Annotated in this window: 23 protein-coding genes; 10 read left to right on the forward strand and 13 right to left on the reverse strand. The window is 61.6% G+C overall.

The window, feature by feature from the left end:
* The first annotated feature begins 33 nt into the window (after positions 1–33).
* Together BLS13_RS06030 and BLS13_RS06035 are read left to right on the forward strand one after the other, a co-directional pair.
* Positions 34–1,146 (forward strand): glycoside hydrolase family 68 protein, encoded by a 1,113-nt coding sequence (locus BLS13_RS06030; protein ID WP_093450578.1) that lies wholly within the window; start codon positions 34–36, stop codon positions 1,144–1,146.
* A complete protein-coding gene (locus BLS13_RS06035; RefSeq protein ID WP_093450579.1) occupies positions 1,143–2,045 on the forward strand; it encodes an ROK family protein in 903 nt (300 codons plus the stop codon). The genes BLS13_RS06030 and BLS13_RS06035 overlap by 4 nt, the downstream gene beginning before the upstream one ends.
* A 30-nt stretch (positions 2,046–2,075) precedes the next feature.
* Here BLS13_RS06035 and BLS13_RS06040 read toward each other — a convergent pair whose 3' ends face one another.
* On the reverse strand, positions 2,076–2,801 hold the full coding sequence (locus BLS13_RS06040) for a DUF2889 domain-containing protein (protein WP_093450581.1): 726 nt from the start codon (positions 2,799–2,801) through the stop codon (positions 2,076–2,078).
* A gap of 46 nt (positions 2,802–2,847) precedes the next feature.
* Entirely contained in the window at positions 2,848–3,615 is a 768-nt protein-coding gene (locus BLS13_RS06045) for a hypothetical protein (protein WP_093450583.1), read from the reverse strand.
* A gap of 556 nt (positions 3,616–4,171) precedes the next feature.
* Here BLS13_RS06045 and BLS13_RS06050 point away from each other — a divergent pair.
* On the forward strand, positions 4,172–4,651 hold the full coding sequence (locus tag BLS13_RS06050) for a MarR family winged helix-turn-helix transcriptional regulator (RefSeq protein WP_176943455.1): 480 nt from the start codon (positions 4,172–4,174) through the stop codon (positions 4,649–4,651).
* A 148-nt stretch (positions 4,652–4,799) separates the two neighbouring features.
* Here the strand turns inward: BLS13_RS06050 and BLS13_RS06055 are convergent, their stop codons facing one another.
* Positions 4,800–5,078, reverse strand: coding sequence for a hypothetical protein (locus BLS13_RS06055; RefSeq protein WP_093450586.1), 279 nt, complete (start codon positions 5,076–5,078; stop codon positions 4,800–4,802).
* Between the two features lie 324 nt (positions 5,079–5,402).
* On the opposite strand from BLS13_RS06055, the gene BLS13_RS06060 reads away from it, so the two are divergent.
* The gene (locus BLS13_RS06060) at positions 5,403–6,584 is read left to right on the forward strand and encodes a CoA transferase (protein WP_093450587.1); all 1,182 of its coding nucleotides are present in this window, start codon (positions 5,403–5,405) and stop codon (positions 6,582–6,584) included.
* The gene (locus BLS13_RS06065; protein WP_093450589.1) at positions 6,578–8,002 is read left to right on the forward strand and encodes an amidohydrolase family protein; all 1,425 of its coding nucleotides are present in this window, start codon (positions 6,578–6,580) and stop codon (positions 8,000–8,002) included. Before BLS13_RS06060 ends, BLS13_RS06065 begins: the two co-directional genes overlap by 7 nt.
* On the opposite strand, the gene BLS13_RS06070 is transcribed toward BLS13_RS06065, so the two are convergent.
* The 8 genes from BLS13_RS06070 to BLS13_RS06105 form a co-directional block, all read right to left on the reverse strand.
* Entirely contained in the window at positions 7,895–8,881 is a 987-nt protein-coding gene (locus BLS13_RS06070; protein ID WP_093450591.1) for an enoyl-CoA hydratase/isomerase family protein, read from the reverse strand. The two genes, BLS13_RS06065 and BLS13_RS06070, sit on opposite strands and share 108 nt — an antisense overlap.
* Positions 8,882–8,894: 13 nt before the next feature.
* Positions 8,895–9,581: a TetR/AcrR family transcriptional regulator gene (locus BLS13_RS06075; RefSeq protein WP_093450592.1), complete on the reverse strand. Its 687-nt coding sequence runs from the start codon at positions 9,579–9,581 to the stop codon at positions 8,895–8,897.
* A 227-nt stretch (positions 9,582–9,808) separates the two neighbouring features.
* Positions 9,809–10,132 carry a PilZ domain-containing protein gene (locus BLS13_RS06080; RefSeq protein WP_093450594.1) on the reverse strand — a complete coding sequence of 108 codons (324 nt, stop codon included), beginning with the start codon at positions 10,130–10,132 and terminating at the stop codon, positions 9,809–9,811.
* A gap of 337 nt (positions 10,133–10,469) precedes the next feature.
* Positions 10,470–12,428 carry a CoA transferase gene (locus tag BLS13_RS06085; protein ID WP_143011890.1) on the reverse strand — a complete coding sequence of 653 codons (1,959 nt, stop codon included), beginning with the start codon at positions 12,426–12,428 and terminating at the stop codon, positions 10,470–10,472.
* A gap of 330 nt (positions 12,429–12,758) precedes the next feature.
* Complete coding sequence (locus BLS13_RS06090; protein ID WP_093450598.1) at positions 12,759–13,643, reverse strand: SDR family NAD(P)-dependent oxidoreductase; 885 nt, start codon at positions 13,641–13,643, stop codon at positions 12,759–12,761.
* Between the two features lie 101 nt (positions 13,644–13,744).
* Positions 13,745–14,665, reverse strand: coding sequence for an alpha/beta fold hydrolase (locus BLS13_RS06095; protein ID WP_256325725.1), 921 nt, complete (start codon positions 14,663–14,665; stop codon positions 13,745–13,747).
* A gap of 621 nt (positions 14,666–15,286) precedes the next feature.
* A complete protein-coding gene (gene tcmP / locus BLS13_RS06100; protein WP_093450599.1) occupies positions 15,287–16,132 on the reverse strand; it encodes a three-Cys-motif partner protein TcmP in 846 nt (281 codons plus the stop codon).
* Positions 16,133–16,173: 41 nt separating this feature from the next.
* On the reverse strand, positions 16,174–16,998 hold the full coding sequence (locus tag BLS13_RS06105; RefSeq protein WP_093450601.1) for a DUF5131 family protein: 825 nt from the start codon (positions 16,996–16,998) through the stop codon (positions 16,174–16,176).
* Positions 16,999–17,061: 63 nt separating this feature from the next.
* Between BLS13_RS06105 and BLS13_RS06110 the strand changes: the two genes are divergently transcribed.
* From BLS13_RS06110 to BLS13_RS20625, 3 genes are read left to right on the forward strand one after another with little or no spacing between them, the layout of a single operon-like run.
* Positions 17,062–17,907 (forward strand): type II toxin-antitoxin system toxin DNA ADP-ribosyl transferase DarT, encoded by an 846-nt coding sequence (locus BLS13_RS06110; protein ID WP_218123240.1) that lies wholly within the window; start codon positions 17,062–17,064, stop codon positions 17,905–17,907.
* A gap of 9 nt (positions 17,908–17,916) precedes the next feature.
* Complete coding sequence (locus BLS13_RS06115; RefSeq protein WP_093450603.1) at positions 17,917–18,957, forward strand: type II toxin-antitoxin system antitoxin DNA ADP-ribosyl glycohydrolase DarG; 1,041 nt, start codon at positions 17,917–17,919, stop codon at positions 18,955–18,957.
* 28 nt (positions 18,958–18,985) lie between these two features.
* On the forward strand, positions 18,986–19,132 hold the full coding sequence (locus BLS13_RS20625; protein WP_176943456.1) for a hypothetical protein: 147 nt from the start codon (positions 18,986–18,988) through the stop codon (positions 19,130–19,132).
* 10 nt (positions 19,133–19,142) lie between these two features.
* On the opposite strand, the gene BLS13_RS06125 is transcribed toward BLS13_RS20625, so the two are convergent.
* Both BLS13_RS06125 and BLS13_RS06130 read right to left on the reverse strand, forming a co-directional pair.
* On the reverse strand, positions 19,143–19,820 hold the full coding sequence (locus tag BLS13_RS06125; protein ID WP_093450607.1) for a hypothetical protein: 678 nt from the start codon (positions 19,818–19,820) through the stop codon (positions 19,143–19,145).
* On the reverse strand, positions 19,804–20,427 hold the full coding sequence (locus BLS13_RS06130) for a phospholipase D family protein (protein WP_176943457.1): 624 nt from the start codon (positions 20,425–20,427) through the stop codon (positions 19,804–19,806). The genes BLS13_RS06125 and BLS13_RS06130 overlap by 17 nt, the downstream gene beginning before the upstream one ends.
* Before the next feature lie 174 nt (positions 20,428–20,601).
* Between BLS13_RS06130 and BLS13_RS06135 the strand changes: the two genes are divergently transcribed.
* Together BLS13_RS06135 and BLS13_RS06140 are read left to right on the forward strand one after the other, a co-directional pair.
* The gene (locus BLS13_RS06135; protein WP_093450611.1) at positions 20,602–22,101 is read left to right on the forward strand and encodes a type I restriction-modification system subunit M; all 1,500 of its coding nucleotides are present in this window, start codon (positions 20,602–20,604) and stop codon (positions 22,099–22,101) included.
* Positions 22,091–22,414 carry a restriction endonuclease subunit S gene (locus BLS13_RS06140; protein WP_093450614.1) on the forward strand — a complete coding sequence of 108 codons (324 nt, stop codon included), beginning with the start codon at positions 22,091–22,093 and terminating at the stop codon, positions 22,412–22,414. Before BLS13_RS06135 ends, BLS13_RS06140 begins: the two co-directional genes overlap by 11 nt.
* The last annotated feature ends 72 nt before the right edge of the window (positions 22,415–22,486 follow it).

Consider the following 22,486-nt stretch of genomic DNA (forward strand, 5'->3'; position numbering starts at 1 on the left):
TCTCATCCGGGCCATTCGCCGAGTGAAGAATCAATGACAAGCTCATGGCCCCCCGAAGCTGTATCGGCGATTGCCGGGCAGCCGCTGCCAGCCGCTCCGCTGATCGATCCTGCGACGGTCCGGTCGATCCTGCCGGGTTTCGACCTGTGGGATCTCTGGCTGGTGCAGGACAGTGTCGGGCGCGTCGCCACGATTGCCGGCGGATCGCTGGTGATGCTGCTATCGGCACCCCGGCTGGATGACCCGGACGCACGCCATGCGATCGCCCGGATCAGGCTGATGCATCGCGGCTCGGCCGGTTGGAGCGATCTCGGCAATCTGCTACCCGATGGGCTCGCGCCCGGCAGTCGCGAATGGGCTGGTTCCGCGATCGTCAATGCGGCACTTGATCGCGTAACATTATATTTCACGGCGGCCGGCCGTCGCGGAGAGACCACAACCAGTTTCGAACAGCGATTGTTCGAGACCAGCGCCACGCTCTCGATCGTCGACGGCCGGCCATCGCTGCACAACTGGTCGACACCGGTCGAGTCCGTCGCCGCCGACGGCGTCATCTACACGCGCGACATGGCAGGCGGCGGAGCTATCGGGACGATCAAGGCCTTTCGCGATCCCGCCTGGTTTCGCGACCCCGCCGATGGCCGCGAATATCTGCTGTTCACCGCATCGCTCGCCGGATCGACCTCGCCCTGGAACGGGGCAATCGGGATCGCTCGGCGGGAACAGGGCAAATGGTTGCTCGACGTTCCGCTGATCAGCGCCGATGGCGTCAATAATGAACTCGAACGCCCGCACATTGTTTATCACCGACGGCATTATTATTGCTTCTGGTCGACCCAGCAGAAGGTGTTCGCACAGGATGGACCAACCGGCCCCAACGGCCTCTATGGCATGGTCGCGGAGCGGATCGACGGCCCGTGGCGACCGATCAACGGCAGCGGACTGGTGCTCGCCAATCCGCCGGCGGCGCCGATCCAGGCCTATAGCTGGCTCGTCCTGGATGATCTCAGCGTGCTGAGCTTCGTCGATCGACCGGGCCTTCCCGCCGAGGCAGCCGACGTCGCAGTCACGCGCCGCCATTTCGCCGGCACGCCGGCAACGCCGATCCAGCTGCGGCTGGACCACGCGAAAGCCATGCTCGCATGAACGCACGCGGGCCATTGCTCGCCGGGGTCGAACTCGGCGGCACGAAATGCATCGCGGCTCTGGCGCGCGACGGCGTCATTCTGCAGAGCGAGCGCTGGCCAACGGGCGATGACGCACAGGCGACCTTGTCGCGGATCAACGACTGGCTCGATTCTGCGCCCTGTCCCGAGCCGATTGCCAGCATCGGCATCGCCAGTTTCGGCCCGCTCTGCCTCGATCCCGCCAGCAGCGACTATGGCAGGATCGTCAACACGCCCAAGCCGGGCTGGGCCGGGGTCGACGTGCTGGGCATTTTGGCGGGCGGACGCAATATTCCCGCTGGCTTTGACACCGACGTCGCCGGCGCGGCCCTCGCCGAGGGTCGATGGGGCGCATCGATCGGCTGTTCGGTCCACATCTATCTGACGATCGGCACCGGCATCGGTGGTGGCGTCGTCGTCGACGGCAAGCCACTCCACGGACTGCTGCATCCCGAAATCGGCCATATCCGGATCAGGCGCCTTGCCTCGGACAGCTTTCCCGGAACATGCCCTTTCCACGGCGACTGTCTCGAAGGCCTGGCATCGGGGCCGGCGATAGCCGCCCGCGCCGGTTTGCGGGCGGAAGCCCTGGCGGACACGGATCCGGTTTGGCAGAATGTCGCCGATGATCTGGCGGAACTCATGGCCATGCTGATCCTCACGCTCTCTCCGCAGCGGATCGTGATCGGCGGAGGTGTCGCACAGGGGCATTCGGCTCTGCTGTCGCGCGTTCATAAGGCAACGGCCGATCGGCTCGCGGGCTATCTCGCCGGCCTCGATGCCCGTGCACTGGAGGCGATTATCGTACTGCCTACCCTTGGCGACAAAGCCGGCATATTGGGTGCCATTGCATTGGCAGACAGCGCATTCTCGCGATAAAAACCCCGGCTGCCCCCGAACGCGCATCCATCACTTGTTGAGTACTGCGATCCGTTCCGCCAGCGGCTCGGCCGTTCCGTCGCTGAATTCGCGTATATTGTCAAAACGGATCGCCTTGGGGGCGATATCCGGCTGGAACGTATAGCACCTGCCCGCCAGCATCTTGGTGGCATCGGATTGCCTTGCCATCGGAATGATACGCCCGTTCGCCATTCTGGCCCCCCAGCGCAGCAACCTGGCGGCCTCACGCAATTTGGGATCGAGTGTCTCCAGCCACGGCTGCAAATCGTCGAGCCGCATCCCTGCCTGTTCCGGTGGGGCGAGGATCGTAAACCCTCTGAGGGACCAGGCAAACAGCGTCTCGCCGTTCCGACGTACCTCCGCACACCGCACGCCATCGACCGGGTCGGATGCGAGGACATCGAACACGATTGGCGCATCGTCCGTGGCATGTGCCGCCGCGAGCACCGCAAGGTCGTGCAGATGCGTGCAATTGGCCTTTTTTTCACCCCGCGCCGCGAAATCGGCCAACGCCACCCCGGTAAAGGTTTGCACCAGCTGCACCTCCGCACCGGGGCAGGTCGTCCAGGGAACGCGCGTCATCGCGGGTTCTATGAGATTGGCGACCGTGCCGTCATGATGCACGGTAACGCTCATGCAGTGATAATCATCCTCGAGATCTGTCCGCACACGGCCCGGCTCCGGCGTGACGATGAATCGCCGCCGAAATCCGGGCTGATCGTCGATAGCTGCCATCACCACAAACACTCTCCGTCAATGGCGCACCGCGACCAGCCCTCGCTCAGCCCTTGCCGGGATAGACCGAGAGATCGCCGGCATAGGCTATGCCACCGTCCCAAAAGCGCGTTCCGCTGATCTTCTCGAAATAATGAACCGTGCGGGCAAATGATCCTGCCTTGGATCGCGGCTCCATCGCGATGCCGCTGGGGCTCAGCCCGCGCGCCCGCGCGCCGAAATCGGTAATCGTGAACAGGAGATCATCGGTCTGCTGCGCGCACATCACCAACTGGTCGCCGGGGCAATAGCGCTTCGGCTCGATCTGGACCGCCGAAAGCTCACCCCGCTTCATCGCGACATGGCCGGGAACGTTGGTGACCTCCACGCTGTGCACATTTTCATACCATGTTTCATATTCGGCCTGTCGGCCCGCCACATAATTGCCGAGGATGATGCTGACCCCGGACAAGGGCTTGTCTCGCCGCCAATTCAGGCTGCCTTTCCAGTCACTGTACAACCGATAGCTATAGATGCGCTCGCTTTCGTCATCATCGGCGATCATCCCGGCGTCACGGGCTTCGGCCAGCAACGGGCCGAGCGCCGGAACGTCGATCGCCGGATTCGGCAGATCGAAATCATAGATGCTGGCGAAACGCCATGGCTGCGGGATATCGGGCATGACCTGCGCCGGCGCTACTTCATAACGATCAGCATCGATAAAACCGCGTAGACGATCGAGATCGTCGCGATGCGACCCATCGAACCACGCGGCATATTCGTCTTCGCGACCGGCCGGCACGTTGTGAAGATGAATTGTTGTGTAAAGAGCCATCGAATCCTGCCACCCTCTCAATAATCTTCTGCTTTGACGCGGCGCCCGGAACCTTAACCCAAACGATCGATCATATTCAAACCGGGCATTCCGTCCCGTTCCGCTGCGGCCGCCCCAGCTGACCGCTCCTGGCGTCCGCATCACCAATGTTTCCCATGGAGCTTCCCCATGTGCGCAGGCGTGAATGTCGGTCACCCATGCGCGACGCGCATAGCAGGCGATCCGATACACATGATGTTCCTCGACGATATCCGGCCGTTAGTCCGTGCCGGTGATCATAATCCCTTCCCCCTGACGGGAAATCTTAACGCGGATGGCAATCCATCCATATTCGGTGCGCAAATGGGGCATCGGCCGGGTATGAAATCTCCGCGACCGTGCTTATGATGAACGCGCAGATCATGTGCTGCCGGAATATGGGCGCGGTATTCCTATAAGACCGCGTGCCGCATATGCGGTTACGCAGATACTGCGCTGATCAATTGCTGGAAAGTTGGGGAGGCAGACCATCGCTGAACGTGATGACCGGAAGCGGCTATTGGGCGCGAAACTGACAGTGCTGTCCCGTCAGCTCTGGTTAAATTTCGATCAGGGCGTCGAGCGCGCCGGACTGACCCGCGCAAAATGGAGTCTGATCGCAGCGGTTGCCCGCGCGCCGGGCACGACCCAGCGCGTGATCGCGACGATGTTGCAGGTCACCGAAGTCACCGCTGGCCGGATGATCGATCGCCTCTGCGCCGATGGCTATCTCGAACGCAGGGAAGATCCGCAGGATCGCCGGGCCTACCGGGTCCACCTGACACCAGCGGCAAGGCCCGTGCTGGACCAGATGAGTCAAACCGCGACGATCCATACGAACGCGGCGTTTGCCGGCCTGGAGGAAGAAGATCTGGCCAAGCTGGAGGATATTCTCGAAATCATGTCGAAGAACATCGCCATGTTCAATCAGCGCATGAATCAGAAGAATGCGCGGGCTGTTCGCGAAAGCGCGAACAGCGAACCGGAACAGCTCCGTGGCTCACCCGCGCTGAAGTGAAGTCCCGGGCGAGAATCCAGTAGAGGCGGCTACCCTTACCTGCCGCCGGGATTCCCCCCCCAGCGTGGACAGGCCAGCGCACCGCCTCCAATGTAAATCACCTGTCGCGCGGCGGAAAGGCAACGCTCCCCGCCCCGCTGCGATCCAATTACTGGATCGAGGCAACTTCCTTCTTGGTCAGGCTCGTCGTCAGCTTGCCATCGGCCATCGTCAGCGTGCTGGCCGGAATCGAGATAAGACGGCCATCGATGATCAACTGTGCCGAACCGTCCGCACCAACGCTATATACCGGGCCAAGCCGCGCGCCGCCGGCAGCGATCAAGACCTTGCCGCGAACCGGCACCACCGCCGTCGCTGCGGTCTGGTCGGCAAGCGCGGGGGCCGCGACGAGAACGGACAACATGGCGGCCAAATAGAACTTCTTCACTACGCTTCTCCTCAGGCGGATTCGGGAAACCCCGCCGATCCGCAGTTAATACTAAGCTACGTTAGTATTGATGAAAAAGCTTGTCAAGCGCTTTGCTGTGCCGCAACATATTTCGCCAAATCGCGGAAATCCGCCAGAGCAGGCAAGGTATTGATTGCGGTCGGCGAATGGTGCCGCTCCGGGCAGCAGCCCGATCGGGCATATTGCGCAGAGCGCGCTCGCGCCCCAATATGCGGACCGGGCGCCAGACAGGAGTGCGACCGCACCGAATGCGGCTCCGCATGAATGTCTGAAGGCTGCCGGAGTAATGAAAGCGGAATTAGAATGCCCCTCTTCGACATTCCGCTTGCCGCATCTGCGGACAAGGGCATCCGCCGACTGGCAGGAGCGACCGGCGCGTCGGCGCTTGCGGCGCTCGATGGGAACACCCTGATCGGCGAACGGGCAGTATTGGCAGGAATGACGATCGCCGGACGCCGTTCCGCAGGTGGCGGATGCACGCTGTTCGACGCGATCGGGGGAGCGGTGGCTCTCAACCTCGCCCGCCCCGCCGATCGCGAATTGCTGCCCGCGCTCTTCGCCAGCGACGCGCTCGACCCGGAGGATGAGACAGCTATAGCGGCTCATGTCGGCCGCTGTGACGGCGCTGCGCTCGTAGAACGGGGCCGGTCGATGGGACTTGCCATGGCGTTCGAATATGAAACCAACGCCCCCGCCTGCCCCATCTCCAGGCTGGCGGACGGCGTGCGCGCAGTGCCAGCGTCTCGACAGCCTCGCATCATCGATTTGTCGGCGTTGTGGGCCGGCCCGCTTGCAGCACATCTGCTGTGGCTGGCCGGCGCCGACGTCGTGAAGGTCGAAAGCCGGACACGGCCAGACGCGATGCGTGACGGCGACGCGGCCTTTTTTGCGCTGCTGAACCAAGGCAAAGCCAGCGTCGCGATCGATCTGGGGGATCCCCGCGACCGCGCGGCGCTGCGCGCGATGATCGCCGCTGCGGATATCGTGATCGAAGCCGCGCGGCCGCGCGCGTTGGCGCAGCTCGGTATCGATGCGGCTGCGATCGTCCGCGCGACACCTGGCCTCGTCTGGATCACGATCACAGGCCATGGCGCGACGGGCGAAGCCGCCGATTGGGTGGGCTTTGGCGACGATTGCGGTGTCGCGGCCGGGTTGAGTGCTGCATTGCATTCGGCCTGCGGGCAGACGGGCTTCGTCGGCGACGCGATCGCCGACCCGCTGACCGGCATTGCCGCTGCGGAGTTCGCATGGGAAGCATGGAGCAAGGGCGATGGCGGCCGTTACGGCGTGGCGATGCGTCATGTTGTCGCCGGCCACCTCGCCGATGCGCAAGCTTCCGACCCAATAGAATTGGCCACCACCCTCTCGGCATGGAACGCGGCCCAGGGACAGCCTTTTCCGGAGGTCGTACGCCGGCCCGCCCGCCCTGCCCGTCCATTCGGAGCCGATACGCACTTCCGGCTCGCGGCGGTCGCATCATGCTGATCCGAAATGCCGAACTAGAAGGCGGTGCGATCTGCGACGTTCGGATCGACCGCGAGGGGATCGTTGCGATCGGGCAGATCGCCGCGTGCGACGGGGAACCTGTCTTCGATGGCGACGGCGGCCTGCTGCTGCCCGGCCTGCACGATCATCACATCCATGTCGCGGCACTGGCGGCCGCGCAGGCTTCCGTCAAATGCGGCCCGCCCGAGGTGAACGGTCCCGATGACTTCGCAGCGGCGCTGCGCACGGCTGGCAGCGGCTGGCTGCGCGCCACGGGATATCATGAAAGCGTGGCCGGCCTGCTTGATGCCAATGCGCTCGACCGGATCACCGTGGATCGCCCCGTCCGCGTGCAGCATCGCTCGGGCCGGATGTGGTTCTTCAACTCGCCGGGCCTCGACGCAATCCTCGCAAATCGATCAGCGCCACCCGGTCTCGAACGTGTGGACGGAGGCTATACCGGCCGTCTTTTCGACGAGGATGACTGGCTGAGGGCAACACTCGGCAGCGCACCGCCGGCTTTTGCCGCGATCGGCACGCAGCTCGCACGCTCGGGCGTGACGGGCCTGACCGACATGTCGCCGGGCAACGGCCCGCTCATAGCCCGCCACTTCGCGGCCGAAAGAGCATCGGGATCGCTGCCGCAGCATGTTCTGCTCGCCGGCGGCTTCGATCTGGTCGATACGGCGACGCCCGACGGCATTTCTCTGGGCGCCGCCAAGCTCCACCTCCATGAAGCCGATCTGCCGCCCTTCGACGACGTCATCGCCTTCATCCATCGGGCCCATGCTCTGGGGCGGGTGGTCGCGGTTCATTGCGCAACCGAAGTCGAACTGATCTATACGCTGGCGGCATTTGCGGAAGCCGGCGTGGCGCCGGGCGATCGCATCGAACATGCGTCCGTCACCCCCGACACCGCGCTGGCGGACATCGCCCGGCTCGGTCTGATCGTCGTGACACAACCGCATTTCATATTCGAACGCGGCGACATCTACCGCACCGATGTCGAAAGCCGCGACCAGCCGTTTCTCTATCGCCTGCGCGCCTTTCTCGACGCGGGCATCACCCTTGCGGCGGGGAGCGACGCGCCATTCGGCAGCGCGGACCCGTGGATGGCGATGGCTGCGGCGACTTCCCGCCGCACACGGGCGGGTGCCACGATCGGCCCATCGGAAGCGCTAACACCCGAGAGAGCACTCGATCTTTACCTGAGAGATCCGGAAAAACTCGGCCAGCGCCGGCGGGTGGCGATCGGCGCGCCCGCCGATCTCTGCCTGCTCGACCGCCCATGGGCCAGCGCGCGCAGCGCTTTATCCTCCGATCTGGTTCGCGCCACCTTCATCGGCGGCCGGCTGGTCTTCAATCGCATCGATCAGCCCCCAGCGCAGCGCGGTGGCCGCGTTTATCCGCCGGCCTGACAATATCATCAAAGCGGCGCGCTGCCGCCCTATCCTTCGCGGCACCGAAACACAGCCGCCCGCACCCGGAATGAGCCCCATCGCCAGTTCGGGAAGCTGAAACCAGGCCGTGCGCGCGGCGGTAAGGCGGCTTGCAAAGGCCGCGATCTCGAGCCCGGCCCCCACGCACCCGCCCTGGACATGAACATCGAGAATGCCCGCACGCGGCGCCAGCGCCCGTGCCGGCAAGGTCTGGCTGCGGATGAGGTGCGCCACCGCCGGATCGCGGGTCGTACCGAACTCTTCAAGGTCGCCACCGATGCTGAAGATTGGCCCGACGCTGCGTAACATGATCGACTGCACATCAGGATCGAGGCTGGCGACCGTGAAAGCCTCGACCAGCCGATCACGCGTCTCCCGGTCGATCGCGTTGCGCGCCCATGGCCGATCGAGCGTGATATGCAAATGCGCGCCGACGCGCTCGACTATCACCCGCCCCGGCGGCGATAGCTCGGCCGGTGCCCGCGAGGCGAGCCAGTGAACATGCTCGGCGCTGCCTTGCAGCAGGCCATAGGCGAGCGATTCGGCGGTAAATGCCGCTTCGTCCGACAGGGTGCCGATGCTGCGCAGCAACTGCACCAAGACCGCCGCCGCGTGCGGCGCGCGCGATATTCCGCGGATCAGCATATCTGCCGTGATCGGCGGCTCGACCATCGCATCAAGCATGCCTGCCTGCGGATGGTCGGAATTACCGAAGCCTATCAGCGGGGCGGCGGTCATCCGGTCGATCGCCAGCCCCTCCGGCCAGCGATCCAGATCAACGAGTGCGAGCGGCGCACCGGCATCTCCCTGTGAGACAGGGGATCCGCCTGGGGCCATCAGGAACTGATCGATCTGCATTTTTGCAGCAGGATCAGGATACCGCCGACGGATGTCGCGCAAGGCTTCCCATACACAAGGCCACCATCTCACCGGCAAAGGCACGACGCTGGGCCTCATCCACTTCGCCCACCGTGGATTCGATCCGGAACCAGCCGATCAACCCGGCCGTGAATATTCGCGCGACGGCCGTGGAGTCCAGTATTGCTCCGGCGCTATCGCCACCGACCGTTTCAAAATCATTCTTCACACTGTTCACCACAGCGGCGAACCCGTGATCGTAAAAATCTTTGGCAAGTTCGGGGAAGCGCCCGGCCTCGGCGCTTATCAATCGATCAAAAGCGCGGACCTCTGTTATTCCCGTAGCGTCGAGAATTGCATTCGCCCGCTGCAGCAATCGCTGTTCGAGATTGAACGCGGGATCGAACGTCACGTCTGACGATGACGCCGCCCATGCCTTGAGCCTCTCCGCCACGATCGCCTTGAACAGATCGCCCTTGCTCGAATAGCGCGCATAGAGCGTACCTTTCGAGACTCCCGCAGCAGCTGCGACCGCCTCCATCGAGGTGATTGCATAGCCTTGCGACAGGAACAGCGCGCGCGCGACGGACAGGATGCTCCTGTCGATCTCCGCCGCCTGAGATGGCGTCGGCCGGCCGCGCCGTAACGTATATTGCAACGACCGGTCGGTTTGAGACTGCTGCTTGTCTTCGCCTGTCATCGGCTCGCTTCCAATCTCCCGGCATCGTGATAGCCGCATTTGGGCGAACTCGCCACATCCGTGGCCCTTCCGGAGCGCGATCCTGTGCTGCACCCTGCAGCGTCCGTCAATATGCCGGAAGCAAGGTCCTCGATTACGATCCCACAGAAGCGGAGCATCCCCGATCAGCGGTTCAGGCCAACCAGCACCGTTTTCACGTACAGCGTCTGGTGATTTTGGTCACGATATCATTCAGCCAGCGGACTGTTTACGATGAGATCAAGTTCATGATCTGACAGCCGGCTCACGAAAGACAGGCCGAACATGCTGTTGCGCACCCACCTGACCTTGGCAAAGAAAAGTCCGTCACGCCAATGGATCGCAATCGGGGTGTTGGCTTGCAGCCCGGATACGGCATGACCGAGCCCGCCCCCCCGCGAGATATTTAGAAGATGGACCGGGACAACCGATCCCTCGCAGCTCATTTGAATGCGCAGGAAAATCTTGAATCGCTTCTCGCCGCGCCGATCGACGAAGGGAGCAATATCTGGATCGGCGGACGGCAGCGGCATCCCGGCACTCCAAAAAGCGATGACAAGAATGGCTTGCGCTCGCTACCTTGGGACGTCGATTATCACCCAATCGTTATGCAAAGGTTATCCCGGCAGCTATCCATGGAGCGAAGCGGCCGAGCGATGAGAAACGACACGACGCCTAAGCGCGCACCGGGCCGGCTTTCCGGAGCTGTCGCTTCGGTGAGAGAGTGCCGGATCGCAGCAATGCCGATGGCTTCAATCGGCGCCGTCACCTCCCTCCCGGTCTCGTTACATCACTTTCCGTACGGTTGGTCCTTCACGTGGTGGCGACGCCGACATGTTCAGCGCCACCTCCTGTCCGGGGTTCAGCCCGTCACTTCCCGACATGTTCGTTAAGGAACTGCACCGCCCTGGCCCATGCGACCTTCGAGGAAGCCTCATGATAGGAGCTACGGTCATTGCAGTGGAAGCCATGGTCGGCCTCTGGATAGCGGTCAACATCGGTCGGGACACCGGCCTTCGCCGCAGCTTCCCGAAGCGTCTTGACTTCCGCGACCGGGATGCTCTGATCGAGATCGCCGAACTCGCCAAGCCAGGGTGTCTTGAGTGACGGCGCCTGCTCGGCCATCGCCGGCAAGCCGAACCGGCCTTGCGCGATACCCCCGCCGTAGAAGGTTATCGCCGCGCCGAGCTCCCATTCCGCGCCTGCGTGGAATGCGATCGTGCCACCCATGCAGAAGCCGATGATCGCGACCTGCTTGCCCGAGAAGCCAGCCACCGACAGGTGACCGAGCGTAGTCTTGAGATCGGCTTCGATATCCGCGCGATTGAGCTTCGAGATGTGCGGCATCACCTCCTGCATCTTGTCATAACCGATCACCGGGTCGCCGGTGCGGTGGAACAGGTGTGGAGCGACCGCGAAATAGCCTTCGGCCGCCAGGCGATGGCAAATCGTCTTGATATGGTCGGTGATACCGAAAGCTTCCTGGATGACGATCACCGCACCCTTGGCCTCGCCCTGCGGCTTCGCTTCGAAAAACTTCATGGGAACACTCTCCAGACGGTTTGAACTCGATGAACTGACTTTCGGCTTGGGCCGGTCGATACGAATGACGCCATCCTTCTCGAGCTGGGCCTGATCCGCCGGGCTGAGGTCGACCCGCGCGAGAATTTCGGCGGTGTCCTGGCCGATGGCGGGCGCGATACGCGGCGCGGCAAGCGGCGGATCGCTGCGCACGGGAATCTTCATGGTGACGGTCGACTGATCGGCATCCAGCCACTGGATCCGCGCTTTCATCTGCGGATTGTCGGCAACGTCAGCACTCTCGATGACGGGCACGACCGGCACGTCGGCGCGGGCGAGGATCGTCATCCAATCGTCAAGATCCTTGGTCGCGATCGCTTCGACGAGCACGTCGTCGATCTCCTTCGAGCCGCGCACCAGGTGGCCCTCGCCAGCATGGGCCAAAAGATCCTTGCGGCCCGTCGCTTCGGCCAGCCGCTCGAAGAACTTGCGTTCGAGCGCCATCAGCATGAGCGGCTTGCCGTCACGCGTACGATAGGCCTGGATCGTCGGTGCATGGGCGGGCGCTGCGGCCGTCGTAGGGGACGGCGCCTCGGCCACACCGGCTTCGATCGCACGCCGCGAGGCAACGCGCTCCTCGACCTCGTAATTGGCGAAAGCCGCGGCATCGGCCTGGGCGACGTCGAGGAACACCGGCTTACCGGTGCGGCGGCTCCACGCAAGCGCGGCGAGCGCGGACGAAACCCCGATCAGCGGCGCAATGACTGCGCCGTGATAGACATGCCGCGATGGCACGCGCGGCCGTCCCTGCTCGTCCTCCTCCACGCCTGCCAGCCCGGAAATGGCATCGAAGCCGACGCCGTGGCTGGGCAAGTCGCGGTACGGTCCGGTCTGGCCATAGCCCGAGAGCGCCAGCATGACGATGCGCGGATTCAGTTCGGTGATGACGTCCCAGGTCAGCCCCATCTTTGCCAGCGCGCCAGGGCGCAGCCCCTCGACCAGAATATCGACCGTGGGGATCAGCCGCTTGATGACCTCCAGCCCTGCCGGGGTGCGGGTATCGAGCGCGATACTGTGCTTGCCGCGATTCCAACGGCGATGAAGCCCCGAATCGGTGAAGCCGGGGCGCGTTCCCATCAGCCGGGTGGTGTCGCCACGAACCGGCTCGACCTTGATCACTTCGGCGCCGAGATCCGCCATGTACATGCCGAGCTGCGTAGGCGACAGGCTTGCGATCTCCAGAACACGAACGTCCTCCAGAAAGCGTACGCCTTCACCAGGCTTATTGTCGGTATCAGATGAGCTCACATCAGGTTCCTCAAGTCGTCGGCGGCACGTGGCCACGCGGATTCTAAACGGCCCGGTCCGCCGCCGGTATAAACTTTACTGATGATCAGTGAAGGCAGAGTCGTTAAAATTCCAGCATTTCCTATTGCACTCGACCTGCGTTCTTCCAACTTCCAGTGATTCTGCGAACAGGTATCACGATTCAGGGGCGTGGTTCACGAATTGCACCTCAAGCCTACGATACTTATCGACCAGCCGCATGTAATGAGCGCGAATCACATCGCAGCCTGCGAATCTGAGTAGGTTCGTCTGTTGGGGGTGCAGCACAGCTGGCCGATAGCACCCTGCAAATTACGGTTCGATCACGCTGGGACTGGCAACGCCCGGTCCGGCCCAGTTCGGCAGCAGCCCCCGCTCGTGACAGAAATGCTGGGCCGCGATCGTCTTTCCGGAAAGCATTGCCGCCTCGGCTTCCGTACAGACCCATCGCACGACCTTGGCGGGTACGATCGGCGATGCGCCATCGCCGCCGAAGCCGAATTCCCCCATGTCCTGCTTCATCCGTTCGGTCACCACGAAACCGGGCTGGATATTGAAGAAGCTAAGCCCCTGAGCAGACAGTTCGGTGTGGAGAATTCCGACGGTGCGGTGGAACGCGGCCTTGGATATCCCATAGCCAATGCCCCAGCCGCCTTTTCCGGCCGGCTTGCGCGGCGTATCGAACCCCGCCGATGACGTAATATGCACGATCGTTCCGCTGCCTTGCCGCAGCATTTGCGGAATGGCGATCTGGTTCATCACCAGGGGCCCAAGGCAGTTGGCTTCGATATGCTTGCGCAGGATATCGACCGGCGTGTCCATGAACAGGTCCATATGTCCGGGGCCGACATAACGCCCGCAATGCACCAGCACATCGAGCCGCCCATAATGTTCGATGACTTTCGCAATCGCCGCGCCGAGCGTTCCATGTTCGAGCAGATCGGCCGCAACGGCCATCGCCCGTCCGCCAAGCCCTTCGATCTCCGCGATCGTGCGATCGAGGCTTCCGGGCAGCGGAGAGGTGTCCGTCTTGCGGAGAGTCGACGAATGCTCGCGACGCTCTCCCTCGTTCATCGTGCGCGCGGTGACAGCCACGTCAAACCCTGCGTCTGCCAGTTCGATGGCGATCGCCTTTCCGATCCCGCGGCTGGCGCCGGTCACCATCGCGACGCGTGCGGCTTTCTCATGCGCGGCCATTTTTTCTCTCCCTTCGTGCGATCATGGTCCGGTCAGTTGCCAGGGGGCACCTTTTGATCGGCAAGGCGGGGGTCGCTCTGCCCCGCATACGCGAAATTTCGCTACGAGTGCTTCCGCATCGCGCGAACGGGGGCGGCGAGCATGGCCAGCAACGCGCGATTGAACGCTTCCGGCCGTTCATACATCGCCCAGTGGCCGGCGCCTTCGATGACGCGGAAATCCATATCCGGCTGATAGCGCCGCAGCACCTCTTCCTGTTCATGCGCGAAAGGGTGGGGACGGTCGAACTCGCCCCACAATGCATCAATCGGCATTTTTAGCTGAGGAAGAACGATCAGCAATTTGTCGGGCACGACCAATTCGCCGATCTTCTTGAAGCGCGCCTTTGTAGCATTCGCGATAAGCAGGTGCATGGCCAGATCGTCCACCGTTTCAGGATGATGCAGCATCAGCCCGAGCAAATTGGCCTTCATCGCATTGCGGCGCTCATCGCCGACGAGGCCCCCGACCCGACCCAGGCTGACCTTGCCATGCGGCGTCCCGATTCCCCCCACGCCGATCAAAATCAGGCGGCGCACCAGTTCAGGGTGCCAGCGTGCGAAATAGCCGGCAATCACACCGCCGAACGAAAAGCCCGCAACATCGGCCTTGCCGCCGGCATGCCCGGCCTGCTTCAGAACCTCCGTCAGCCCGGTTGCCAGTGCGGCGGATATGGCCTCATGGCTCTCTTCCGACGGTGAAGAAGAATCGCCGTGGCCCGGCAGGTCCGCCGCGATGACCATCCGATTTTGCGAAAGCGCCTGGATATTGCGCACCCAGTGCGTCCAGCAACCATGACTGCCGTGCACCAGCACAAGCGGCTCTCCGCTACCCCAGGCGCGCCAGGCCATCGAGCCGCCAGCATGCGGCGTATCGAAGCGACGAGCGCGGCCTTCCAGTTCGACGAGTTCGAAGGGATGCTGCTGCTCGGATGTCGAGCCCTGCCCGACCTTGGTCGGCCCTCGCGGTGGAGCGCTCTGCAATGCCAATCTCTTCTACCGACGCCGCGGAGCTCGCCGGTGCTGCCCAGTGGCCATCGTCCCCTCGCCGGCGGCGGACGATACGGCACGAACAGTCACGGCAGGGCCGTACCGCAAGCTTTGCATCATTCCACCGGCAATCCTGTCACCCGGCTCGCTTGCGATAAACCATTCAGCCATGGCGGATTGCTTAGCAGCGCCCTCGCGGTGCGACAATGTCCCGAGCTCAACTGCAGAAGTTCCGGCCCGGCGATAGCCCATCCAGCAGGTCGGACGTTCGGCTCGTCCCCGGGATGCATGCCCCTGCGGGTCGCGAAAAATTGCAACCTTCACATCACCAAGGAACTTGATAGAAGCAACCCGCGAGTCGCGTTGACCGCGTGTGAAGTTCAACACCAGAAAAGGGCCAGGAAGCCGCATCCTAGCCCCCAGATGCCTGAAATGCGGGTGTAGCTCAATGGCAGAGCAGAAGCTTCCCAAGCTCTCAGATTTGGCGTTTTTCTGCCATTTCCACTGTAAACCAGCGCAAAATCGCCCCTGTAATTTCAATGGCTTGAAATTCAGGTGTAAACCGAAAATACGCCATTCAGTAAGCAACCCTGATGGTGCAACGGGTTGCAGGGATCACTCTTCGAGTGCGCCCCAATGATCGTCCAGTGACCCTTGGAGTTGCGAACCTTCGATTTCGGGCCGACCTGAAACGCGCCTGTATGCGCGGATCATCAATGGTGGTGCGTCGGGATGATCGGTAGCGTGGATCATGTGATACATCGTCCTGCCGCCACGCCTCGCGTTGTGTATCGCATAGGGGTAAGCATAGCCGTAGCCAAGCTCATCCTTGAACCGCGCAGCGACCATTTTTGCCCGAATGACGCTTTCCATCCCCTGAAGTGACCTCCAGTCCGAACGGCCCCACCACCGTTCAACCTTGGCAGCGGTTTCATCGCGACCGACCGCCGCAATCGAGCGATCAACCCAGCCCGTCGCGAAGAAGTAAAACAACTCGATCTTTCGCCCCGTCTTCCGTAGCGCGAGCTTCCGGACGGTTTCCCATGAGCACTCGAATGTGCGCTGGTCGAGTAAAGCAAATGTGGCCGTCGTCTCCTTGATGCGCGGCGAGGCCAGCACCTCATCAATCGTCGTATTGAAGTCACCGGGTAGGACAGAAATCCGACGTTGCGACGTGCGATGCTCGACGGCGAGTGCCTCCAGCCGGGTCGCTCCAGCCGCGCTCAGATCACATAACCAAAAATCACGCATCCACTTGGGATTGTTCTCCAGAACGAGTTTCGCGGACCACATCTCGGGATGGTCGCTTTCTTGGGGAGCCGCGAAACCGTCAATGTAAGTGCCGTGCCGCGTCACCATCGTAAACAACTTCAGATAGTCGCGAATGAGATGAGCTTTGTTCTGCGTCCATAGAGGATGGCGCAACGACCGAAAATTTCGTTCCGGCGGAGCCGCCGCCATCACCGGAAGATCGGCGGGAGCAAAGAGCAGTGGCGCTGTTATTATGCCCTCCGTGCGCTGGGAAGTCCGTCCCAGACTTCGCCGTCAAGCATTCTCCCGGCCACCTTCTTGCCAAGGCGCAACATCAGTGTCCCATCAGCGGCGTGATCTGCTCGGGCTTTCGCCAAGTTAATCCCTTGACCGGGTGCCCAATCGCCCCACTGCTTGAAATGGAAAGCGACGTCCGCCTCCATGCACTGGTTCATCACGTCGCGGAACCACGCCGGGCTTGATGGGCGGGCTTTCGGACCGCTCTCGCCCCCGGCGATCACCCAATCGAGAGTGGTCCCGAGCCAAGGACGCAAATCTAGCGGCCCCAGCATCGGCTCGGCCGATATGAAACGCACGGCGGCGGGCAAACGAGCAAGATATGGGAGGCGCTCGTCAGCCCATTCCTGACTTTCAACGGTTGTGCCGATCCAGACGTTGCCCGGCCAGTTGATCGTCCACGGCACGTTTTCCGCTATTCGCTCGGGTCGCTTTGTTAGCAGCAGCCAGTCCAAATGAGGAGTGGCTTCTATCAACGCCCATAGCTTGATGCGCCATTCTTCAAGCCCGTCACGATCCTCGAAAATATCGGCCATTGAAGCGCAAAATACACGGAGACGTTCGCCATTTTTTGCCGCCTCAAGGTTCCATTTCAGCGGTTCAGCCCAATGTTTGTCGCCAAAGAAACGGCGTTCAGACTTCGGTCCCCACACGTTTTGACCAACCCGCTTGGACCACGCCTCGGCATAGCAGTGCTTACAAGCTGGGGAGACCTTCACGCACCCCCACCACGGGTTGAACGTGTGATTGGTCCATTCAATCCGCGAATTCTTAGCCATTCATGCTCCGGCGCTGACCTACCGTATCCGACATAATCACTCGCGCACGATGCCTCATGTTCTATGTTCGTTCAAGTCGCAGGTAGCTCTGCTCGTTATTGCTCCGTGGTTGCTCAGACCAAGCTGGCCTGCCAAATCCGCTACGACGCCATCGCGGCCAGCCTGACCGAACTTGCCGAAGCCGAACCGTTAGGCGATAGGCTGTACGAAGCAGACGACGAGGACACAGTCGCCTTCGCCGCCGAGGAGGAAGACGCCTTAACCATGCCCGCGCCCGTGCCTGCCAGCCCTAAAATCTATCACATCGTGCATGTGAATAAGCTGGCATCCATCACGGCGGATGGGTTCCTGTATTCCGATGCAATCATTGCTCAGCGCCCGGCCATCGGCACGGTCATCGGCATGAACCATATTAAGCAGCGGCGATTGCAGTCGCTGAGGTTAAACAGCCATCCAAACCTGTTCGTAGGTCAGTGCGTGCCCTTCTATTTCTGCCCCCGTTCGGTGATGCTCAACATCATCTCACGGGGGAGTTCCGACCTTGAGTACAAGGACGGCCAAGGGCCAATCGTGCACCTTGTTGCCGATCTCCATCAAACCGTAAGCTGGGCGCAGCAGAACAATTTGCGCTGGGCCTTCACCCTATCAAGCGCGGCCACTCACCATTTCGAGGATCGCAACGATCTCAGCAGGTTGAACGAAATTGATTGGGACGCGATCAATGCTCACTATTGGTCCAGTGTCCGAGATCAGAAGCAGGCGGAGTTTCTAGTGGAAAATAAATACCCGTGGCATTTGGTCGAAGAAATAGCGGTGTTGAACCAAGGCACTGGCCAGCGAGCCGGGCAGGCCATTGCCGGTGCGGCGCATAGGCCGGTCGTTCACATTCGACCGCAATGGTATTACTGAGGGATAGCCATGGCACATATCGAACTCAGAACCGGAGACATTTTGAAGGCGGATGCGGAAGCTATCGTCAACACGGTGAACTGTGTCGGGATCATGGGACGCGGCATCGCTCTGCAATTCAAAAAGGCATTCCCGGCAAACTTCCGAGCCTATGCACGCGCCTGCGACGAGGGCGAAGTCCAGCCCGGTAAGATGTTCGTGTATGACACCGGGGCATTCACCAACCCGCGTTATATCGTCAACTTCCCGACCAAGCGGCACTGGAAGGGTAAGAGCCGGATCGAGGATATCGAAAGCGGGCTGGTCGCGCTAGCGCAGGAAGTGCGCGAGCGGCATATCAAGTCAATTGCTATTCCGCCGCTAGGCGCGGGCCTAGGCGGTCTGGAATGGGCCGATGTCCGCCCGCGCATCGAAGCGGCGCTGTGCAACATGCCCAACCTCGATGTGCTGATCTACGAACCCAAGGGTGCACCTGAGATCGTCAAATCGAGCGACGTGCCGAACATGACGCCGGGCCGCGCCGCGCTCGTCACTTTGATGCACCGCTACCTGCAGGGGCTGATGGACCCGTTTGTAACCCTGATCGAAGTGCAAAAGCTGATGTATTTCATGCAAGCGACCGGCCAGCCGCTAAAGCTAAACTACGTCAAGCATCACTATGGTCCCTATGCGACCAACCTGTCGCATGTGTTACACAAGATTGAAGGCCACTTTGTGGCTGGCTATCAGGATGGCGGCGACCAACCCGACAAGGAACTAATGATCGTGCCCGGTGCCATTGCCGAGGCCGAAGCGGCATTGGATAACGAGCCGCAGACCCACTATAATTTTAACCGGGTCGCCGATCTGGTTGACGGCTTCGAGACGCCCTACGGCCTCGAACTGCTGGCGACGGTCCATTGGGTTGCGACCCGCGAAGGCGCGGACACTCCCGATAAGGCATTGCCCCTCGTTCACGGCTGGAACGAGCGCAAACGAGCCTTCACCCCGCGACAGGTCGCCATCGCCTTCAATACGCTCAAGACCAAGGGCTGGCTTGCCGCGGCATGAACACGCGGAGGCCGCTAGGAATTTGATTATGACTGAGCTTGTCACCAAGACGGACCTGAGCATGGCGATCGATCATCAGACGCTGCACCTCACGGTACGGCTCGGCTCGCTCATCATCGTGAGCCAAAAGCATCCCACTGGGCGGTCGTCAACGCTAACTCGTGCTGCATTCTGACGCGCGGCGGCTAGTCTTTTACATCAAATCCCAAGAAGCGGAGGGCCTTGATCGTACGCCCATTGATGGGCGGTCGGGCAGCATCCATCCACCCTAAAAGCTCCATTACGCACGCTTCTGCGAAACCGTCGAGCCTCCGCTTTTCGTCGTACAGACAATCATATGCCCGTTCGAGCGCGGTTCCGGAACCGTGCAGGAGGTACGTCAACGTGTCCTTGATTGCTCGCAATGAGTTCCGTTGGGCAAAATCCGCGCGCAGACCGGGAAGGCCGCCGGAGACAAACCGCAAGCGGTCATAGAACGCGTGGACGCCGATCAGCGCGTCGAACAGTTCGTCGTAACTAAGCTGTTCGATGGCCTGTGACGAGGCGAATGTGGTGCGAAGCCGCTCGATTTTGGAAACCTCCTTCTCCGCATCAAACATGTCGCCAGCGGTCGTATTCTCGACCGCCCCCCAATCGCCGAGAAAATGGATGATCCGCTTCCGTCGTTCGGGCTGATCCGCAAGCGACGTCGCCGACCAGCTATCCCCCGGCGCTCGTGCTATGCGCATCCAGCCGAGAAACCTACCCAACTCGATCTCGGGGTCTCCGTCTACGTATTCCGGGCGGCGCTGCCCTAGCCCCTCGAATACTGTAGCAACTTCGTAAAAGGCCGGAATTAGCTCTTCGTCATATTTTCGGCGCAATCCCTGAAGAAATGATCGCTTTTTCGAAACGATCTCGCTGCCAACCTTGGCACTGGGCGGCGCGGCCGGCGGGCACCAGTTTTTCTAGGAAGTCTTGAAACTCCTGCTCCTCTTTCGCCTTCCCGATCATTTTGAACGCTTGCTCATAGCGAGCGCAGATTTCCTCATCGAGCACGTCCGCATAATCCCAGAACAGGTTGAACATTGCAGGCAGGGCGTCGAAACCAGTATCTCGGCCCTTCCGCAAAACGACAGAGACTTCACGATTGGTCTTCAATCCCGCGTCGGTGAGGTTGGCCGATCCGACAAGCGCCACATCGTCAATGATATAGAGTTTCGCGTGAAAGCTCCGGCTTGTGTAATAGCGCACCGCGACATGAGGATCGTTGAATGCCTGTCGCAGGACAGTTGGGAGTGTGATCGAGCATAGCCGGACCAGCAAACGGACCTTGCAGCCCCTCACGGTCAGGGCTCCTATCGGTTCAAAGGTCGAAAAGAAGGGGCTGGCTAGGAAAGCTTGGCTCGCGCCGGGCGCGTTCAAAGTGAAGAAGTCGATCGTATATCCTGAGGCCGCAGAGTTTCCGTAAGTGTCCCGAACCTTCTTCATAGGCTTCCCCTCAAAAGGTCGGCTTGGCGCGACGATTATCACCGCATCGCCCCTTGCAACCCGTTGCATCCCGCTCCCAGTCATTGATCGGCATCCTTACCTGACCTAGAAGGCCGGGACCACTGTCCCGACTTCACGCGTCGTGCGCGGGCACTGGCGTTTTGACGGGGGATTATGGCGAAGCTCAGCCAGCAGGAACTGGAACGGCATCTCTGGGGCGCGGCGGATATCTTGCGTGGCACCGTCGATGCCGGGGATTACAAGCAATATATCTTCGGCCTGCTGTTCTATAAGCGCCTGTGCGACGTGTGGGACGAGGAGTATGAAAAGCTCCTTGCCGAGACCGGCGACCGCAACGAAGCTGCCGACCCTGACGAGCACCGCTTCCACATCCCGCCCGAACACCGCTGGGATGCCATGCGGCAGCAGTCCACGCAGATCGGCCAGCGGCTCAACAATGCGTTGGCCGCTATCGAAGATGCCAACTTGCGGTTGCGCGGCGTGTTCAACTCGGTGGACTTTGCCAATCAGGATCGCTTCTCCGACGCCTTGCTGGAAAAACTGCTGGCGCATTTCGAGAAGCACCGCCTGCGCAACGCTGACGCACCAGCCGACATGCTGGGCGACGCCTACCTCTACCTGATCAAGATGTTCGCGGAAGGCGCGGGCAAGAAGGGCGGGGAGTTTTACACGCCCCGGTCCATCGTCCGGCTCATGGTCGAGATCATTGACCCGCGCCCCGGCATGTCGGTTTACGATCCCACCTGCGGATCGGCGGGTATGTTGCTGGAGGCGGTGCAGTATCTCAAAGATCGCGGCGAGGATGCGCGCAGCCTGTCACTCTATGGGCAGGAGAAGAACTTCGCGACGTGGGGCATCGCCGAGATCAATCTGTTTCTGCACGACGTGGACGACGCCTTCATTGCCAAGGGGGACACGATCCTTTCACCCAAGCGGTATGACCCCAAGGCCCGCGAGTTTGTCGAGGGCGTCGGGGCCTATGACCGGGTGCTGGCCAACCCGCCGTTTTCGGAAAAGGTGTGGGGCTACGAGGTTTGGCAGAACGGCGATCCGTTCGGGCGCGATGATTATGGCTGCCCGCCCAAGGGCTATGGCGACCTTGCCTTCGTTCAGCATATGCTCGCCAGCCTCAAGGATGACGGGATGCTGGCGGTGGTCGTGCCGCATGGCGTGTTGTTCCGTGGCGGGGCCGAGGGCCGCATCAGGGAGGCTATGCTGGCCGCAGACGTGATCGAGGCGGTTGTCGGCCTTGCGCCTAATCTGTTCTATGGAGCAGGCATCCCCGCCGCGCTGCTGATCTGCCGGAAAAAGAAGCCTGCCGAGCGCCGTGGTAAGGTGCTGGTCGTCAACGGCGATGCCACCTATCAGTCCGGCAAGGCGCAGAACTTCCTGACCGACGAGCATGTGAAGGCGCTGGCCGACGCTGTGCATGGCTTCGCCGACATCGACAAGCTCGCGCGCGTGGTGCCGGTGGCCGAGATCGCCGCCAACGCCTTCAACCTCAATATCAGCCGCTATGCCCAGACCGGCGCGGATGCCGAGGCGGTCGATGTCGCGGGAGAAGTTGCCAAGCTCCAAGACCTGATTGCCCGGCGCAATGACGCCGAGGCGGTGATGTTCAGCCATCTCCAGAGGCTCGGCTATGTCGACTGAGGTCGCCGAACTTGAACGAGCAGTTGACCACTTGCCGGATGGCTGGACAAGCCGCCGCTTGCTGGACATCTGTCGGCCCCGGCAGTGGCCAACGATCTCTCGCGAGCAGTTCACCGAAAACGGCTATCCGGTCTATGGGGCAAACGGCCAGATCGGTCTCTACTCACAATTTACCCATGAGAGCGAGACCATTGCGATTACATGCCGGGGAGCGACGTGCGGGACGATCAACTTGGTTCCGGCCAAGTCATACATCACGGGGAACGCAATGGCGCTGGACAATCTGGACGTGTTGATTGCCGCTGAGAAGTGACCCGGGAAGGCCAGTAATTTCCACCGAGAATTGACCCATGTTTGAACACGTCCCTGGCTTTGAGCGGGGGGA

The sequence above is a fragment of the Sphingomonas sp. YR710 genome (genome assembly GCF_900101455.1).
Taxonomy (GTDB): Bacteria; Pseudomonadota; Alphaproteobacteria; order Sphingomonadales; family Sphingomonadaceae; genus Rhizorhabdus.

Bases quoted from the DNA above. Each gene is read 5' to 3' on its own strand.
- BLS13_RS06030 (WP_093450578.1), top strand. From the start codon at position 34: ATGACAAGCTCATGGCCCCCCGAAGCTGTATCGGCGATTGCCGGGCAG.
- BLS13_RS06035 (WP_093450579.1), top strand. From the start codon at position 1,143: ATGAACGCACGCGGGCCATTGCTCGCCGGGGTCGAACTCGGCGGCACG.
- BLS13_RS06040 (WP_093450581.1), bottom strand. From the start codon at position 2,801: ATGGCAGCTATCGACGATCAGCCCGGATTTCGGCGGCGATTCATCGTC.
- BLS13_RS06045 (WP_093450583.1), bottom strand. From the start codon at position 3,615: ATGGCTCTTTACACAACAATTCATCTTCACAACGTGCCGGCCGGTCGC.
- BLS13_RS06060 (WP_093450587.1), top strand. From the start codon at position 5,403: ATGCCCCTCTTCGACATTCCGCTTGCCGCATCTGCGGACAAGGGCATC.
- BLS13_RS06065 (WP_093450589.1), top strand. From the start codon at position 6,578: ATGCTGATCCGAAATGCCGAACTAGAAGGCGGTGCGATCTGCGACGTT.
- BLS13_RS06070 (WP_093450591.1), bottom strand. From the start codon at position 8,881: ATGCAGATCGATCAGTTCCTGATGGCCCCAGGCGGATCCCCTGTCTCA.
- BLS13_RS06075 (WP_093450592.1), bottom strand. From the start codon at position 9,581: ATGACAGGCGAAGACAAGCAGCAGTCTCAAACCGACCGGTCGTTGCAA.
- BLS13_RS06080 (WP_093450594.1), bottom strand. From the start codon at position 10,132: ATGCCGCTGCCGTCCGCCGATCCAGATATTGCTCCCTTCGTCGATCGG.
- BLS13_RS06090 (WP_093450598.1), bottom strand. From the start codon at position 13,643: ATGGCCGCGCATGAGAAAGCCGCACGCGTCGCGATGGTGACCGGCGCC.
- tcmP (WP_093450599.1), bottom strand. From the start codon at position 16,132: ATGGCGGCGGCTCCGCCGGAACGAAATTTTCGGTCGTTGCGCCATCCT.
- BLS13_RS06105 (WP_093450601.1), bottom strand. From the start codon at position 16,998: ATGGCTAAGAATTCGCGGATTGAATGGACCAATCACACGTTCAACCCG.
- BLS13_RS06110 (WP_218123240.1), top strand. From the start codon at position 17,062: ATGTTCGTTCAAGTCGCAGGTAGCTCTGCTCGTTATTGCTCCGTGGTT.
- BLS13_RS06115 (WP_093450603.1), top strand. From the start codon at position 17,917: ATGGCACATATCGAACTCAGAACCGGAGACATTTTGAAGGCGGATGCG.
- BLS13_RS20625 (WP_176943456.1), top strand. From the start codon at position 18,986: ATGACTGAGCTTGTCACCAAGACGGACCTGAGCATGGCGATCGATCAT.
- BLS13_RS06130 (WP_176943457.1), bottom strand. From the start codon at position 20,427: ATGAAGAAGGTTCGGGACACTTACGGAAACTCTGCGGCCTCAGGATAT.
- BLS13_RS06135 (WP_093450611.1), top strand. From the start codon at position 20,602: ATGGCGAAGCTCAGCCAGCAGGAACTGGAACGGCATCTCTGGGGCGCG.
- BLS13_RS06140 (WP_093450614.1), top strand. From the start codon at position 22,091: ATGTCGACTGAGGTCGCCGAACTTGAACGAGCAGTTGACCACTTGCCG.